A 15,919-nucleotide genomic window follows, 5' to 3' on the forward strand; every position below is an offset into this window, starting at 1 on the left:
GAACACTCACTACCGAGCGTTCGGTTTGTTCAGGTGTGACTACACTCACCCCTCTCCGTCCGGATGTCAAGGCTTCGCCGCGGAATCGCGTGAAAGCCGACGTCAGCGATCCCGTCGCGACGGAGCGAACGGTGTGATGAACTCCGGGGCCCCACCGGTTCGGCGCAGCAGCGGCGAGCCGAAGAACGGCGCCACCAGCCGGCAGGGCACCACGCGCACGTCGCGGCCCTCGAGAGCGTTGACGACCATCGCCGCGGCGCGCGGCGAGCCGCAGATGCCCAGGTGGTCGGAGAAGTCCTTGCCGCACCCGTCCTGCAGGACGATGTTGGTGACGTCGTGACCGGGTCCGCCCTCCGCCTGCCCCGAGGTGTACGGGCGCACCAGTTCGTCGTGAACCGTGGAGATGTTGGTGTACGCGGTCCCGCGCACGTACGGACTGCCGCCGGAGTTCAGGCGGCGCAGGAACGTCGACCCCTGCATCATCTGCGGCAAGGCATGACATGGGATCACCGCGCTCGGATCGATCCCCAGCCGGCGCTCGAGTTGCGCGGCCACGGGGCGTGCGCGGGCGAAAGTCGAGGTCCCCTGCCACAAGGGGGCGAGGGAGACGTATCTTCGGATCCGGTCCTCCCCGCCCAGGAACTTGGCCCAGTACGCCGGGACGAGCGTGCCCTGCGAATGCCCCACCACGTCGATGCGGTCGGTTCCCGTCGATGCCATCACCTTCTCGGCGAATCGGCCGAACTCGGCGGCGCTGTCCTCGATCCGGCTCATGCCGCCGAGCGCGGAGATGGGCCACCTGGCGCCCTCCGTGGCTCCGTAGGTGAGCGTGAACACCGAGAATCCCGCACCCACAAGGAGCGGAACGTATGTGCCCCAGTTGGTCTGCGCACCGCCCGCCGTGCCGTGCACGAGGATCACCGGAACCGGATGCTCCGGATCACACGGAACGTCCCACCGATTCGCGCCCGGCAGCGATCCGCCGGGATGCGCCAGTTCGGGACCGATTCCGGAGAAGAAGTCGTAGACCACCCGGTTGGACGCGCGCTGCCGTTCGCTGCCGACCTCCACGAGCAGGTCGAGAGGCAGAGCTTGCGCGAGCGTCTGCGCCGCACGCAACGCCGGCGCGGCCGCCTTCTGGCCGGCGCGGATACCCGCGGTGATCGCATCGGCGACCGGTCGGCCCCACGCTCGGTGCAGAATGCTCACGTCTCGCAGCACGCCTCTCGTCCGGCCGCGACTCCGTGGGCCGGGTCGATCAGCTCTCGAATACCTCCACCACGACGGCCTTCGCTCGTCGCGTCACCCGCATGTAGTGCTCCAGGAACTCCTGCGCCTCGTCCTGCGGCCATCCCGCAGCGTACGCGACCGATCGCAGAGCGCGCCCCGGCCCCGGCAGTTGATCGACCGGCTTGCCGCGCACCAGCACGAGCGCGTTGCGCGCCTTGGTCGCGGTCAGCCAGGCGTCCGCCAGCATGTCCACCTGGTCCTCGGTGAGCAGCTCCAGCTCCCGGATCGCCTCGAGTGTCTCGAGCGTGGACGTGTTGTGCAGTTGCGGGTACTTGTGCGCGTAGCGCAACTGCATCAACTGCACCGTCCACTCGACGTCGGCGAGCCCGCCGCGGCCGAGTTTGGTGTGAGTGGCCGGATCGGCGCCGCGCGGCAGTCGTTCGGAGTCGACGCGGGCCTTGATGCGCCGGATCTCCCGAACAGCCTCCGCGGACACCCCGCCCTCGGGGTACCGCGTCACGTCGATCATGTGGAGGAAGCGCAACCCCAGGTCGGAATCGCCGGCCACCGAGTGGGCGCGCAACAGCGCCTGCACCTCCCACGGCTGGGCCCATTGGCGGTAGTAGGCCTCGTACGATCCGAGGGTCCGGACGATGGGCCCGTTCTTCCCCTCGGGCCGCAGACCGACGTCCACCTCGAGCGGCGGATCGGCGCTCGGCGTCCCCAGCAGACTGCGGACCTGGTCGGCCACCGTCTGCGCCCAGCGCAGCGCCTCCGATTCGTCGACGCCGTCGGCCGGCTCGCACACGAACAGCACGTCGGCGTCCGACCCGTAGCCGAGTTCGCCACCGCCGAGCCTGCCCATCCCGATGACGGCGATCCGGGCCGGCGCCCGCGCCCCGCGGTCCAGCGTCGACGCGATCACCTTGTCGAGCGCCGCGCCGAGCACCGCCGCCCAGACGGTCGACAGCGCCCGGCACACCTCCTGCACCGACATCAGCCCGAGCAGATCGGCCGAGGCGATCCGCGCGAGTTCGGCGCGTCGATGCGACCGCGCCACGGCGATCGCCCGGTCGAGGTCGGTGGCCCGCATGGTGGAGGCGACCAGACCTTTCACCACGTCGGCCGAATCGACCTCGGTGAGCTTGGGTCCGGTCGCCCCCGTCGAATACAGCTGGATCACGTCGGGCGAGCGCATCAGGAGGTCGGCGATGTACTCGCTGGTGCCGAGAACGTGCATCAGCCGTTCGGCGACCACCGCGTCGTCGCGCAGCAGGCGCAGGAACCAGTCGACGCCCACCACCTCGTCGCACAGCCTGCGGTAGTTCAGCAGGCCGGCATCGGGATCGGGGGTGTCGCTGATGTGCTCGAGCAGACTCGGCAGGATCAGCATCTGGATCTGGCCGCTGCGCCCCGGCTCCGATCCGAGCACCCGGATGTGCGCGAGCGCGCGATCGGGGAACGCCCAGCCCAGCACGGCGAGCTGACGCTTGGCCGACTCGTCCGACAGCCGCAGCGCCCCCTTGTCGAGTCGGGCGACCGACTCCAGCAGCGGACGGTAGAAGAGCTTCTCATGCAGCTGCCGGACCCGGGTCCGCTGTTTGCGCAGCTCGCGGCCGAGGACCTGGGTCGCGTCCTTGTCGCCCTCGGGCCGCACGTGCGCCGCCCGCGCCAACCACCGCATGGCCGCGGTGTCGTCGGGATCGGGCAGCAGATGAGTGCGCTGCAGCCGCTGCAGTTGCAGGCGATGCTCCAGCATCCGCAGGAACTGGTACGACGCCGAGAAGTTCGCGCCGTCGTCACGCCCGATGTACCCGCCGTCGGTGAGCGCGGCGAGAGCGTCGACGGTCGACTGGACGTGCAATTCCGGATCCACGCGGCCGTGAACCATCTGGAGCAGCTGCACCGCGAACTCCACATCGCGCAGTCCGCCGCGCCCGAGCTTGAGATTGCGAGCCTTCTCCTCCGGCGGCACCAGTGCCTCGACCCGGCGGCGCATCGCCTGCACCTCCGGTACGAAGTCGTCTCGTTCGGACGCGTCCCAGACCATCGGCGAAGTGGCCTCGATGTAGGCGGCGCCGAGCTTCATCGATCCCGTCATCGGGCGGGCCTTCAGCAACGCCTGGAACTCCCAGGTCTTGGCCCACCGACGGTAGTACGCCACATGCGATTCCAGCGTCCGCGTGAGGGCGCCGCGCTTTCCCTCCGGCCGCAGTCCCGCATCGACGTCGAAGAACGCCGACGAGCCGATGCGCATCATCTCCCCCGCGATGCGCGCCGACACCGAGTCCGCCGGCTCGGCGACGAAGACCACGTCTACATCGCTGACGTAGTTCAGTTCGCGCGCCCCGCATTTGCCCATCGCGATCACCGCGAGATCGATCTCGAGGGGATCCTCGTCGAGCACCGTCGCGATCGCCACCGCCAGGGCCGCGGTCAGTGCGGCGTCGGCGAGATCGGACAGGCGTGCCCCCACCTCGGGCAGATACAGGACGGGCTCGTCTTCGACCGTCGCCGCCAGATCGTGTGCCGCCAGGACGAGTAACTGGTCCCGGTAGGCGCAGCGCAGCGCGGCTACCGCGTCCGGACCGGTGACCCCGGCGCGGTACAGGAGATCTCCGCGTTCGTCCGCGCCCGGCTCGGGGGTCGCGGCCACCGCGCTCAGCAGCGACTCGCGGACCGCGATCTCGTCCGGCAGCTCGTCGTCGAGAAGCAGCCGCCACGTGCCGGGCTCGGCGACCACGTGGTCGCCCAGCGCGTCCGACCCGCCGAGCACGGAGAGCAGACGCCCCCGGAAATGCTTGTTACGGGCCATCAGCCGGCTGATCTCCGGCCAGGCGTCGGGGTCGGCGTCGCGGAGCCGGATCAGCGCGGCGAGGGCCAGATCGGCGTCGGCCGCCCGCGAGAGCGACCACAACAGGTCGATGTGCTCCGGTTCGGTCCAGCCGAGTGAGGCCAGACGCGCGCGCGCCTCGGGCTGCAGCAGACCGAGGCGGCCGGGGCTGGGGACGGTGGAACGGCCACGGGAAACAGTCACACGTGCCTCCCTTACAGCGGCAGGTAGTTCTCGAGCTCGTACGGCGTCACCCGGCCGCGGTACGCGTTCCACTCCGCGCGCTTGTTGCGCAGAAAGTAGTCGAAGACATGCTCACCCAGCGTCTCGGCCACCAGTTCCGACTTCTCCATCTCGACGAGCGCATCGGCGAGTGAGCCAGGGAGCTCGCGGTAGCCCATCGCGCGACGTTCGGCCTCGGTGAGCGCCCAGACGTTGTCCTCGGCCTCGTCCGGCAGCTCGTACTCGTTCTCGATCCCCTTCATGCCCGCGGCCAGGAGCACCGCGAACGTCAGGTACGGATTGCACGCGGAGTCGGGTGTCCGGATCTCCACGCGGCGCGACGACGCCTTGTTCGGCGTGTAGAGCGGCAGCCGGATCATCGCCGAGCGGTTGGCGCCGCCCCATGTGGCGGCGGTGGGGGCCTCGTCGCCGTAGATGAGGCGCTTGTAGCTGTTCACCCACTGGTTGGTGACGGCGCTGATCTCACCGGAATGCTTCAGAATCCCCGCGATGAACTGCTTGCCGACCGTCGACAGCTGCATCGGGTCGTCGGGATTGTGGAAGGCGTTGGTGTCGCCCTCGAACAGACTCATATGCGTGTGCATCGCCGAGCCCGGGTACTCGCTGAAGGGCTTGGGCATGAAGGTGGCGCGGACCCCGTCGCTGAAGGCCACCTGCTTCACCAGGTAGCGGAAGGTCATGACGTTGTCGGCCATCGACAGCGCATCGGCGTAACGCAGGTCGATCTCCTGCTGCCCCGGCGCGCCCTCGTGATGCGAGAACTCCACCGAGATGCCCATCGCCTCCAGCGCGTCGATCGCGTGGCGGCGGAAGTTCGGCGCCAGGGCATGGAACGCCTGATCGAAGTAGCCGCCGCGGTCGGCCGGAATCGGCGGCGTGCCGTCGATCGGCTTGTCCTTCAACAGGAAGAACTCGATCTCCGGATGGACGTAGCAGGTGAACCCCTGATCGGCCGCACGGTTGAGCTGCCTGCGCAGCACGTTGCGAGGGTCGGCCCAGGACGGCGAACCGTCGGGCATCGTGATGTCGCAGAAGATGCGCGCCGAGTACAGGTCGCCCTCGTCGCGCCACGGCAGGATCTGGAAGGTCGACGGGTCGGGCTTGGCCACCATGTCGGCTTCGGACACGCGAGAGAAGCCTTCGATCGCCGACCCGTCGAAACCGATGCCCTCGGCGAACGCGCCTTCCAGTTCGGCCGGCGCGATCGCCACCGATTTCAGATAGCCGAGGATGTCGGTGAACCACAGTCGGACGAAGCGGATGTCCCGCTCTTCGAGGGTGCGCAGCACGAATTCCTGTTGGCGGTCCATACCCGAACCTTAGAGGGCCGCGGTTACGCGCGTGTTACACACGCGCGGACCCGCGCCCGCGCGCCAGGGCTTGTCACGACGGGCCCGCCGTGTGACCAATCCCACCGAACCGCGGGTTCTCCCCTCCTCGGCCCGGTGGAACAATCGAGGGCGTCCACACCAACCCGGGTACCCGCACGAGCGGGACTCGAGGCAGAAATGAGGCAGATCATGTCGGATGCACCCGTCTACGGCTCCACTCCGGACACCGGCACGCAGGCACCTCGCCGCGCGACCCGCGTCCACCATCTCGCGCAGTGGAAGGCCGAGGGGCACAAGTGGCCCATGCTGACCGTGTACGACTACTCCACCGCCCGCATCTTCGACGAGGCCGAGATTCCGGTCCTGCTCGTCGGCGACTCGGCCGCCAACGTCGTCTACGGCTACGACACCACCATCCCGATCTCGATCGACGAGTTGATTCCGCTGGTCCGCGCGGTCGTCCGCGGAGCACCGCACGCCCTCGTCGTCGCAGACCTGCCGTTCGGCACCTACGAGGCCGGTCCCCAGCAGGCGCTCGAGACCGCCGTGCGCTTCTTCAAGGAGGGCGGCGCGCACGCGGTCAAGCTCGAGGGAGGCGAGCGCGTCGCACCGCAGATCGCGGCGCTCACGGCTGCGGGCATCCCGGTCATGGGCCATGTCGGGTTCACGCCGCAGAGCGTCAACGGACTCGGCGGATTCCGCGTTCAGGGGCGCGGCGACGCCGCCGATCAGTTGGTCGCCGACGCCATCGCGGTGCAGGAGGCGGGCGCGTTCTCGGTCGTCATGGAGATGGTCCCGGCCGATGTCGCCGGGCAGATCACCCGCAAGCTGACCATCCCGACCGTCGGTATCGGCGCGGGCAATGAGACCGACGCCCAGGTGCTGGTCTGGCAGGACATGGCCGGATACACGCACGGCAAGACCGCCAAGTTCGTGAAGCGCTACGCCGCGGTCGGCGACCAGCTCCGCGAGGCCGCCCGCACCTACGCCGCCGAGGTCGCCACCGCCGCCTTCCCCGGCCCGGAGCACTCGTACTGATCCGAGCCGCGGTCACATCAGCCGGCGCCGATCACCGGTCTCGCACGGGCATGAGCGCCGTCGGCGCGTGACTTAGGCTGAGGGTATGCGCACCCTGTACCCACCGATCGAGGCCTACGAATCCGGACATCTGAACGTCGGTGACGGACAGGAGATCTATTGGGAGACTTCGGGTGACCCCGAAGGCAAGCCCGTCGTCTTCGTCCACGGCGGGCCGGGCGGAGGAACGGCGCCCAGACAGCGCCGGTTCTTCGATCCGGCCCGCTACCGGATCGTCCTGTTCGATCAGCGCGGCTGCGGACAGTCGCGGCCGCACATCGCCGACGGCGGCGACCTCTCGGTCAACACCACCGACCATCTGATCGCCGACATGGAGGCGCTGCGCGTCCATCTGGGTATCGACGCCTGGCAGGTCTTCGGAGGCTCGTGGGGATCGACCCTCGGCCTGGCCTACGCCCAGGCCCATCCCGAGCGCGTCACCGAACTGGTGCTGCGCGGGATCTTCCTGCTGCGCCGCAGCGAGATCGACTGGTACTACAACGGCGGCGCGGCGAACATCTTCCCCGATCTCTGGGAGACCTACCTCGATCCGATCCCGGAGGATCAGCGCGGCGGCGATCTGGTGGAGGCGTACCACCGGATTCTCACCGGCGCCGACCGCGAACGGGCACAGCGGGCCGCGACTGCATGGAGCACGTGGGAGAACAAGACGAGTTATCTTCTGCCACAAGATAACTCGGATCAGACTGATCGATTCGACCTGGCCTTCGCCACCATCGAGAACCACTACTTCATGAACCGCGGATTCCTCGCGGATGGACAACTGCTGGCGAACATCGACCGCATCGCGCACATCCCGGCGGTCATCGTCCAGGGCCGTTACGATGTGGTCTGCCCGATGCGCAGCGCCTGGGATCTGCACCGCGCCTGGCCCGCCGCGCAGTTGGAGATCGTCGACGACGCCGGTCACGCATCGTTCGAGCCGGGCATCGTCCACCATCTCGTCGAGGCAACCGACAGTTTCTCCCGCAGCAGGAGCGTATGACATGAGCCCCTCCGATTCGATCGAGATCGAGCTGAAGTTCGACGTCGACGCCGGACTCCCCGCCCCCGACCTCACCGGTCTCGTCGACGGCGGCACCGTCGGCGAGCCCACCACCTACCTGCTCGAGGCGACCTACTTCGACACCGCCGACACCGCGCTCGCCAGGAACCGGATCACCCTGCGTCGCCGGACCGGCGGCACCGATGCGGGCTGGCATCTGAAGCGACCGTCGTCCGTGCCCGGCGGACGCAAGGAGACCGCGGTCGGCTTCGACGAGGCCGGCGACGCCCAGGTGCCAGCGCACCTGCGCGAGCAGGTGCTGACCATCGTCCGGTCGGCGCCGCTGGTGCCGGTCGCGACGATCACCACCGACCGGACCGTCACACGCGTCCTCGACGCCGACGGCCGCTCGCTCGCCGAGTTCTGCGAGGATCTGGTCTCGGCCGAGTCCCTGCTGCCCGGCGGCTCCGTACACCGCTGGGCCGAGTGGGAGTTCGAGCTCACCGGCGGCGATGCGAAACTGCTCAAGCGGGCCAAGGGCGTCCTCCGCTCAGCGGGCGCGCGTGAGGCGTCGAGCGTCTCCAAACTGGCGCGGGCCATCGGCAGCCGGCCGCACGACGACCTCGTCCGGGCACTCCCGAAGAAAGCGACTGCGCTCGGCCTGGTGCAGTACGACCTCGCGGCACACCGCGACGCCCTCGTCGCCTGGGACCCGATCGCGCGGGAGAACGGCGAAGACGCGGTCCATCAGATGCGAGTGGCGGCACGAAAGATCCGGTCGATTCTCGCGTCGTACCCGGGCGTCATCGCACCCGAGGCCGCGGCACCGGTGGCCGAGGAATTGCGCCTGCTCGGCGAAGTTCTCGGCGACGCACGCGATCGCGAGGTCCGTCTCGCCGCCAACGCCCAGTTGCTGCACCGCGAGCAGGCGCCCGACGATCTGGTCCGGGCACTGATCGACGACGAGCGGCTCCACCACGAGCGCGCACTCAAGTCGATGCGTTTCGCACTCACGACGCCCCGCTATCTCCGACTGCTCGACGATCTCGACGCGTTGATCGAGGCGCCCATCCCGGGCCCCGCGGCCGCCCGGGACGCCCGCGACGTGGCCGCCGACGCCATCGGCCGCGCCTACTCACGGATGGTCTCGGCCGAGAAGCGGCTCAAGAAGTACAGCCCCTGGTCCGCGGAGTGGGTGGAGCAGTTGCACACGATCCGCAAGCGCGCCAAGGCGGTCCGGTACACCGCCGAGTCGGCCGATCCGCTCGGCAAGCGCGCCTTCCACCGGGCCGGCAAGGAGGCCAAGCGCGTGCAGAACCACCTCGGCGTCTTTCACGACACGGTGGTCAATCGGCGGCACCTGGCCGGGGTCGCGGCGAATCCGGATCTGAGCCGCGAAGCCCTGTTCGTCCTGGGCCGGCTCGACGCGCACGAGGAAGCCCGGGGACGTCGCGCGGTGAAGAAGTACCGCCGCACGAGGTGATCGCGCGGACTCACACCGCGCGGAAGGACACCTCCGGCACCGCCGGATCGGCCGTGACCACCTCCACCGTGCAGGGAGTCCCCGCCGCGGGTGCGTTCTCGCAGCGGGCGACGATCGCCGGGGATTCGATGAAGATCTCCGGCGGCCGCCGGCCGTCGGCTCCGCGCATCACGACGGCGTCGAACCGACGGCCGACCTGGTCGGACAGCACGACTGCCTCGGTGAGGTCGATACTCTTGCGCTCGGCGGTCGCGGCCACCGAGTCCGAGCCGCTCATGGTCTTCGGCAGTTCCGGCAGCACTTCGCGCACCCACGTCGGCACCTCCGCCCCCGCCGTGACGGCCAGCGCGACCTCGGTGGCGTATCGGTCGCCCAGACGACGCAGGGGTGCGGTCACGTGTGCGTAGAGTCCGCCGACCCCGGCGTGCTCGCGGCGCTCCGCGGGCAGTGCCGAGGACTCACCGGCGAGGGACAGGTAGCCGGCGCCGCGCATCAGTCGCGCCCCGACCGTCATCAGCGCGAGGGTGGTCGGCGCATCGGGTTCGAGCGTCGCGAGGAACTCTCCCGGAGAGAGTCCGTCGCGCCACTCGATCCCGAGGTGTGCGGCAGCCCGGCGCAGATCCTCCACCGCCTCCGTCGAGGCCGGCGGCAGGGTTCTGAGCAGACCGATCCCCGCGTCATTCTGGATCCGGCCCGCACACATCCCGATCAACAGCGACACCTGCGCATTCCATTGGTCGGCCGGCGTGCGCGGCGCCATCCGCAGCGTCCATGCTCGTCCGGGTTCGGTGTGGGGCACGATCTCCTGGTCGGGGAGGTCGAGTTGCACCGCACCGCGGGCGAGCGACCATGCCAGGCGCGTGCGGCCGAAGTCCGGCAGCGCCGCGATCGCCGGATGGAGCCGGTCTGCGGACAGGTCGGCCATCACCCCGGCGTAATCGAGGCGAGCCCGGGACCGGACGAGTGCCCGCGAGACCTCGACGCCCCGGCACTGGCCGTCGACCGCCACATCGGCCGTCCACAGAACGGCCGGTCGTCGTTGATCCGGCAAGAGCGAGCCGGCCCCCTCCGAGAGCGCCCGCGGATGCAGCGGAACGCTCCCGTCGGGGAAGTAGACGGTCTGTCCCCGCCGCCGGGTCTCCAGATCGAGGGCGCTGCCGGGCTCCACCAGTGCCGCGACGTCGGCGATCGCATAGTGGACCAGGAAGCCTCCGTCGTCGGCCCGGATCACCCGCAGCGCCTGATCGAGGTCCATCGATCCCGGTGGGTCGATCGTCACCAGCTCGAGGTCGGTGCGATCGACGCGCGCGTCCGCGAAGCGGTCCACGGCCGCGGCCGCCTGCTGCTGAGCCTCCGCGGAGAACTCGCCTGCGATCCCCATGTCACGGCGCAACTGAGCGAAATCGATTGCCGGCGCCCGCATTCTCCGCTGCATATCTGAACAGCATAGGAGCCGTGGCGGGCGGACGCCGGGCCCGCCTCGGGTCAGCCGGCCGGTGTCACGGTCACCTTGCCGCCGACGAACTTGATCGTGCCGTTGTCGTAAGTCTGTTCGAGACCGCCCTCGATCTTCGTCTCATCGCTGGTCGGGTAGCCCAAGCGGCCGTTCTCGTGGTTCAGCCGGCCCCACTCGTCGCCGATCTCGCCGTGCACGGCGTAGACCGCGCCGGTGGCCGGATTCTGGTACAGCGAGCCGTGTTCGAAGGTGATGAACGAACCGCCGGACTTGAGCTTCACGACGGGACCGAGCGGCTTGCCCAGGTAGCCGTCGGGTCCGCCGCGTTCGCCGTACGACTTCGCGATCGCCTCGTCGCCGATGGTGATCTGCTGGCCGCCGACGGTGGTCAGCTCGGTGTCGGTGGTGATCGTCGTGGGTTTGGACGCCCCCGAATCCATCCCGTTCGGCTCCATCGCATCGGACGACGCGGTCGCACCGCTCGCGTTCGACATCGGGCTCGACATCGCCGCCGACGTGTTCGACGCCGAGTCGTCGTCGGACGAGCACGCGGTACCCAGCAGCCCGATGGCCCCGACGGCCACGACGACGGCGGCCACTTTCCTGGAATCGACATTCATGAACAGTCCCCTGCCTCGTTCGGTGCGTGTTGCCGCCCGCCGTCCTCCGCGGCGGTGCGTGGGCGAGATGCTATGTCGCGCCGTCCGCTTGCGCGGTGTTCGATGGCCGGATCACCGCGTATGAGTGATACGCGAGCCGGAATCGTGATGTGCGCTCGACCGAACCGTGAGAAAAGTGCGGTGCCCGCACCGCGCAGGCGGGCGAAGGAGAGAGCGAACGAGCCGGCGTGTAAGCCGGATCCTGTACCGGCCCGAGAGCCGGTGGCGACCATCCATCTGGACACACCGTCGCCGGGTGCCTCGAGCGGCCAACCCGCGAGCTCGGACGAGCAGTCCTCGGTCACTCGCGCACTCGCACACGCCGGCCGGCGGTGCGAGCTTCGGCCTTGCTCCGGGTGGGGTTTACCGAGCCGACACGGTCACCCGCATCGCTGGTGCGCTCTTACCGCACCGTTTCACCCTTACCCGCACGCCATGCGTGCGGGCGGTCTGTTCTCTGTGGCACTGTCCCGCGGGTCACCCCGGGTTGCCGTTAGCAACCACCCTGCTTCTGTGGAGTCCGGACTTTCCTCGACTCGGGCCTGCACGATCGCTCGTGCGGTTCCCTCGCCGCGGCCGCCCGGCCGACTCGTTCGCGAGATTCAGGATAGCCCGGCGGGCGGTCGGACACCGAATGCCGCGGGCTACTGCAGGTGTGCGGTGTCGTTCACGAGCCGGACCACCGATCCGCCATCGGGGAAGAACTCGACCACGGAGATCGACGCGAGGTCCAGATGCAGCCGGAAGAGCAGTTCCGGTCCCACCGTCAGCGCCTGTCGCAGCATCGATTTGATCGGCGTCACGTGTGAGACGGCGAGCACGGTCCGGCCGGGGAATCGGGCGACGATGTCCTCGCGGGTCGCGGCGATCCGCTCCTGCACCTGGGCGAAGCTCTCTCCGCCGGGCGGGGCGACGTCGGCGTCGGCGAGCCACCGGCCGTGCACCTCGGGGTCGCGGCGGGCGGCTTCGCCGAAGGTGAGTCCCTCCCACGCACCGAAATCCGTCTCGATCAGCCCGTCGCACACTTCCACCTCGGCGCCCAGCCGTTCCGCGGCGGCGGTCGCGGTATCCATCGCCCGCACCAGCGGAGAGGACAGCACCGCGTCGATTCGACCGAGGCCTCCCCCGCCGATCCGCTCGCCTGCCGCGGAGGCCTGTGCGCGGCCGAGGGCGGTCAGTTCGGGATTGCCGCGGCCGGAGTACCGACGGTCCACCGAGAGCGCCGTCTGGCCGTGCCGGAGCAGGACGATCCGGGTCGGCTCCTCCATCTGTCCCTGCCAGTTCGGCGACTTCCGCGGTCCGGTCCGGCGGTCGGCGGTCACTGAGCCGATCCGGGTCGCGGCAGACCCGACTGCTCGGTCCGCACCATGATCGCCCCGCACTCCTCGCAGCGCACCACCTCGTCCTCGTCGGCGGCGGCGATTCTCGACAGCGTCCGCGGATCGAGTTCCATCCGGCACGCGCCGCATCGACGCTGGCGCAGCAGTCCGGCGCCGACCTTGCCCTGCGACCGCAGCCTCTCATAGACCGCCAGCAGCGACTCGTCGACGCCCTCCACCACGGCCGTCCGTTTGACGGCGAGGTCGTCGATGCGTTCGTCGACCGCGACGCCCGCGGCGTCGCGCCGTGCGATCAGGTCGAGTTCGCGTTCGGTGGCGTGCAACAGCGCGGCCTCGGTGCGCTCGGCTTCCGCCGTCGTCGCCTCCTGCTGCTCCATGATCTCGAGGAGTTCGGTCTCCAGGTTCTCCGACCTGCGCTGCAGACCGGTCACCTCGTGCTGGAGTTCGGCAAGTGCCTTGTGGTTGAGCGCACCCGACTCGATCTGCGCCTGGTCGCGCCGCAGGTGCTCCGTCGTGCCCGACAGTTCCGCGTCGATGCGCTCGTACTCGCTCTGCAGATCGTCGACCGCCACCTGAGCACGGGCGCGGTCCTCACGGATCTTCTCCATCTCCTCGGTGAGTCGGGCCAGCTCCGCGTCCTCCGGGAGGCTGCGGCGTTCGTGGCGAGCCTTCGCGAGATCGGCATCGATCTCGGCCAGGTCGAGCAGTCGGCGCTGCTGAGCGTTCGGGACCTTCACTGCTGCTCCTTGGGGCCGGCGATCACCGTGAAGGGATCGGTCGGGTCTTGGAATACGGTCGTCCGGCAACCGATCTCGGTCAGGATATCGGCGACGCTCTCGCACCACGGGAACTCGGTGGCCCAATGGCCGGCGTCGACCAGGGCCGGCGATCGGTCGCGTAGCGATTCGTCGACCACGTGGTGGCGCAGATCGCCGGTCAGGTAGACGTCGGCGCCGGCCGCGCTCGCCGCACCGATGAGCGAGTCACCGGCACCACCGCACACCGCGACGGTCTCCACCGTCGCAGCCGGATCACCCGCCCCGCGGACCGGCCACGCCGCGGCGGGCAGGACGCGTCCGGCGTGGGCGACGAACTGGCCGAAGGTCATCGGCTCGGGCAGTCGTCCCACCCGGCCCAGACCCACGTCACCGTCCGTGACGGCCTGCTCGAACACGTCGAAGGCCGGTTCCTCGTACGGGTGCGCCTCGCGCAGCGCACCGAGGACCAACCGGCGCAGATGCCGCGGCGCGACCATCTCGAGCCGTTCCTCATCCACCCGGGTCAGGGCTCCGACGGCCCCCACAGCGGGCGAGGCACCGTCCACCGGCAGGAATTGTCCGGTACCGACCACACTCCATTGGCAATTGCGGTACTCGCCCAGAGCGCCCGCCCCGGCGTTGAACATCGCCTCACTCACCTGATCCGCGCTGCCCTCGGGGACCATCACCACCCATTTGTCCAATGCCGGCGCGGGCTCGGGAGCCAGCGGCACGGTGTCGAGGAGACCGAGCGTCTCCGCGAGCGCATCCGACACGCCCCGGCGTGCCTTGTCCGCGTTGGTGTGCGCGGCGTACAGCGCGCATCCGCCCCGGATGAGGCGATGCACGATGCGGCCCGTGGGAGTGTCGGCGGCCACAGACGTGACGCCCCGCATCAGCAGTGGGTGGTGGGCCACGATGAGCGTCGCACCGGCTTCGAGCGCGGCGTCGACCACGGCGTCGGTGACGTCGACGCAGACCAGCACGCTGTCCGCGGGTTCGGCCGGGTCGCCGCAGACCAAGCCGACGGCGTCCCAGCTCTCGGCGAGCCGGGGCGGGTACACGCGCTCCAGCTCCGCGATCACCTCGTCCAGTCGCGGGCTCGGCAGACGGGGACTCATGTGGCCTCACTCTCTCGGCTCTGTCGGGTGAAGGGCGGTGCGTTCTCCGCCATCACATCTTGCAACGCGCCGACGAGCACGTCGGTGAGTTCCGGGCTCCGGACCGCGATGCGCAGGTGGTCCGGTCCGAGCCCGACGAAGTTGGCGCAGCTGCGGACGCCGATCCCGCGGTGACGCAGGCGTTCCTTCACCTGCAGCGCGTTCGGCACCCGGATCAGCACATAGGATGCCGCCGCGTCCGCCGCCGGCGGCCACCCGCACTCGGCGAGCCGGGTGCTCAGATACTTGCGATGCGCTGCCACCGCCTCGCTCTGGGCCCGCGCGTACGCCTGCCCTTCGTCGCCGGCGCACACCGCGAGCGCGACGAGCGCGAGCGTGCCCAGCGGCCAGTGCCTGCGGCCCGTCGAGAGCCGCGCGATGATCGCGGGCGAGGCCAGCAGGTAGCCGGCGCGCAGCCCCGCGAGCGCGAACGTCTTCGTGATCGACCGGACGACGATCAGATCGTCGGAGCGCTCTCCTGCCAGCGACTGCGGTTCGTGGGCGCCGGTGACCGGGTCGAGGGTGAGATCGGCGAAGGCCTCGTCGATCACCACGGTCCGGCCCGGCCGCCGGAGCGAGTCGATGTGCGCACGCGTGTGCAGCACGGACGTCGGATTGGTCGGGTTGCCGAGCACCACCATGTCTGCGTCGTCGGGAACGTGGACGTCCGCCAGCGACCAGGGGTCGGTCAGGATCACCTGACTGATGCGCGCACCGGCGGCACGCAGCACGCGCTCGGGCTCGGTGAACGACGGCTGGACCAGCGCGACGTGTTTCGGTGCGAGCTTGGCGAGCAGCTCGAACCCTTCGGCCGCACCACCCAGCAACAGCACCTCCGACCGATCGCGGCCGTGCAGGCGCGCCACCGCGCTGGTGGCCGCGGTCAGGTCCGCCGCACTCGGATATCGGCCCAGATCGGCGATCCGATCGCGCAACGCCGAGACGAGGAATTCCGGCGGGCCCGGCCGCACGTTCACGGCGAAGTCGATCACACCCGGAGCGGTGTCCTCGTCGCCGTGCCGATCGGGATCGAAGAACTCGGCCGATCCGGACGGCGTCTGCTCAACGACGGACGTCGTCTGCGAGGTGCCCGGTTTCATGACCTCTGACACTACGTGCACGGTCGACGGCACGGGCCCGGGCCCCGCGCCCGGCACGTCGAAGGACTGCCGCGGCCACACGCCCGGCCTCGTCCGAGGGCGTCGGTCACGTGCGCGACGTACTACAGTCGAATGTGACAACGCCCCGAGTCGGGACGGTCGGCGTGAGGATCGGTTCCCCGGACAGGTCACGGCCGCGATGGCTGCCGCCGGGCACGCAGCCGTGATGGGAAGAACAACAAA

Annotated in this window: 12 protein-coding genes and 1 other RNA gene; 3 read left to right on the forward strand and 10 right to left on the reverse strand. The window is 69.7% G+C overall.

The annotated features are described in order from the left end of the window. Positions 1–102: 102 nt before the first annotated feature. From P5P27_RS11675 to glnA, 3 genes are read right to left on the reverse strand one after another with little or no spacing between them, the layout of a single operon-like run. Complete coding sequence (locus tag P5P27_RS11675; protein ID WP_231650251.1) at positions 103–1,209, reverse strand: esterase/lipase family protein; 1,107 nt, start codon at positions 1,207–1,209, stop codon at positions 103–105. 49 nt (positions 1,210–1,258) lie between these two features. Next, entirely contained in the window at positions 1,259–4,267 is a 3,009-nt protein-coding gene (locus P5P27_RS11680) for a bifunctional [glutamine synthetase] adenylyltransferase/[glutamine synthetase]-adenylyl-L-tyrosine phosphorylase (RefSeq protein WP_006895244.1), read from the reverse strand. Positions 4,268–4,278: 11 nt separating this feature from the next. Then, positions 4,279–5,616, reverse strand: a complete 1,338-nt coding sequence (gene glnA, locus P5P27_RS11685) for a type I glutamate--ammonia ligase (RefSeq protein ID WP_006895243.1) — start codon at positions 5,614–5,616, stop codon at positions 4,279–4,281. A 210-nt stretch (positions 5,617–5,826) separates the two neighbouring features. Here glnA and panB point away from each other — a divergent pair, with 210 nt between their 5' ends. From panB to P5P27_RS11700, 3 genes are all read left to right on the forward strand, one after another. After that, positions 5,827–6,675 (forward strand): 3-methyl-2-oxobutanoate hydroxymethyltransferase, encoded by an 849-nt coding sequence (panB, locus tag P5P27_RS11690; protein WP_006895242.1) that lies wholly within the window; start codon positions 5,827–5,829, stop codon positions 6,673–6,675. 85 nt (positions 6,676–6,760) lie between these two features. Further along, positions 6,761–7,720, forward strand: coding sequence for a prolyl aminopeptidase (gene pip, locus P5P27_RS11695; protein ID WP_006895241.1), 960 nt, complete (start codon positions 6,761–6,763; stop codon positions 7,718–7,720). A gap of 1 nt (position 7,721) precedes the next feature. Further along, on the forward strand, positions 7,722–9,203 hold the full coding sequence (locus P5P27_RS11700; RefSeq protein ID WP_222111670.1) for a CYTH and CHAD domain-containing protein: 1,482 nt from the start codon (positions 7,722–7,724) through the stop codon (positions 9,201–9,203). Positions 9,204–9,213: 10 nt separating this feature from the next. Here P5P27_RS11700 and P5P27_RS11705 read toward each other — a convergent pair whose 3' ends face one another. The 7 genes from P5P27_RS11705 to cobC form a co-directional block, all read right to left on the reverse strand. Then, positions 9,214–10,638 (reverse strand): RNB domain-containing ribonuclease, encoded by a 1,425-nt coding sequence (locus P5P27_RS11705; RefSeq protein ID WP_039866933.1) that lies wholly within the window; start codon positions 10,636–10,638, stop codon positions 9,214–9,216. A gap of 50 nt (positions 10,639–10,688) precedes the next feature. Further along, a complete protein-coding gene (locus tag P5P27_RS11710; RefSeq protein ID WP_006895238.1) occupies positions 10,689–11,279 on the reverse strand; it encodes an LGFP repeat-containing protein in 591 nt (196 codons plus the stop codon). Positions 11,280–11,493: 214 nt separating this feature from the next. Further along, positions 11,494–11,910: RNase P RNA component class A (rnpB, locus tag P5P27_RS11715), an RNA gene on the reverse strand. Between the two features lie 52 nt (positions 11,911–11,962). Beyond that, positions 11,963–12,586 (reverse strand): histidine phosphatase family protein, encoded by a 624-nt coding sequence (locus P5P27_RS11720; RefSeq protein WP_045538702.1) that lies wholly within the window; start codon positions 12,584–12,586, stop codon positions 11,963–11,965. 50 nt (positions 12,587–12,636) lie between these two features. Then, positions 12,637–13,395, reverse strand: a complete 759-nt coding sequence (locus P5P27_RS11725; protein WP_222111669.1) for a zinc ribbon domain-containing protein — start codon at positions 13,393–13,395, stop codon at positions 12,637–12,639. Beyond that, the gene (locus P5P27_RS11730; protein ID WP_278124089.1) at positions 13,392–14,537 is read right to left on the reverse strand and encodes a Nif3-like dinuclear metal center hexameric protein; all 1,146 of its coding nucleotides are present in this window, start codon (positions 14,535–14,537) and stop codon (positions 13,392–13,394) included. Before P5P27_RS11730 ends, P5P27_RS11725 begins: the two co-directional genes overlap by 4 nt. Next, positions 14,534–15,676: an Rv2231c family histidinol phosphate aminotransferase CobC gene (gene cobC / locus P5P27_RS11735; RefSeq protein ID WP_278124091.1), complete on the reverse strand. Its 1,143-nt coding sequence runs from the start codon at positions 15,674–15,676 to the stop codon at positions 14,534–14,536. Before cobC ends, P5P27_RS11730 begins: the two co-directional genes overlap by 4 nt. Positions 15,677–15,919 lie beyond the last annotated feature (243 nt).

Origin of the sequence: Gordonia sihwensis, assembly GCF_029632925.1 — a bacterium.
Lineage (GTDB): Bacteria > Actinomycetota > Actinomycetes > Mycobacteriales > Mycobacteriaceae > Gordonia > Gordonia sihwensis.

Coding starts and splice junctions, on each gene's coding strand:
- pip (WP_006895241.1), top strand. CDS start 6,761: ATGCGCACCCTGTACCCACCGATCGAGGCCTACGAATCCGGACATCTG.
- P5P27_RS11710 (WP_006895238.1), bottom strand. CDS start 11,279: ATGAATGTCGATTCCAGGAAAGTGGCCGCCGTCGTCGTGGCCGTCGGG.
- panB (WP_006895242.1), top strand. CDS start 5,827: ATGTCGGATGCACCCGTCTACGGCTCCACTCCGGACACCGGCACGCAG.
- P5P27_RS11700 (WP_222111670.1), top strand. CDS start 7,722: ATGAGCCCCTCCGATTCGATCGAGATCGAGCTGAAGTTCGACGTCGAC.
- P5P27_RS11720 (WP_045538702.1), bottom strand. CDS start 12,586: ATGGAGGAGCCGACCCGGATCGTCCTGCTCCGGCACGGCCAGACGGCG.
- P5P27_RS11730 (WP_278124089.1), bottom strand. CDS start 14,537: ATGAGTCCCCGTCTGCCGAGCCCGCGACTGGACGAGGTGATCGCGGAG.
- glnA (WP_006895243.1), bottom strand. CDS start 5,616: ATGGACCGCCAACAGGAATTCGTGCTGCGCACCCTCGAAGAGCGGGAC.
- P5P27_RS11705 (WP_039866933.1), bottom strand. CDS start 10,638: ATGCAGCGGAGAATGCGGGCGCCGGCAATCGATTTCGCTCAGTTGCGC.
- cobC (WP_278124091.1), bottom strand. CDS start 15,676: ATGAAACCGGGCACCTCGCAGACGACGTCCGTCGTTGAGCAGACGCCG.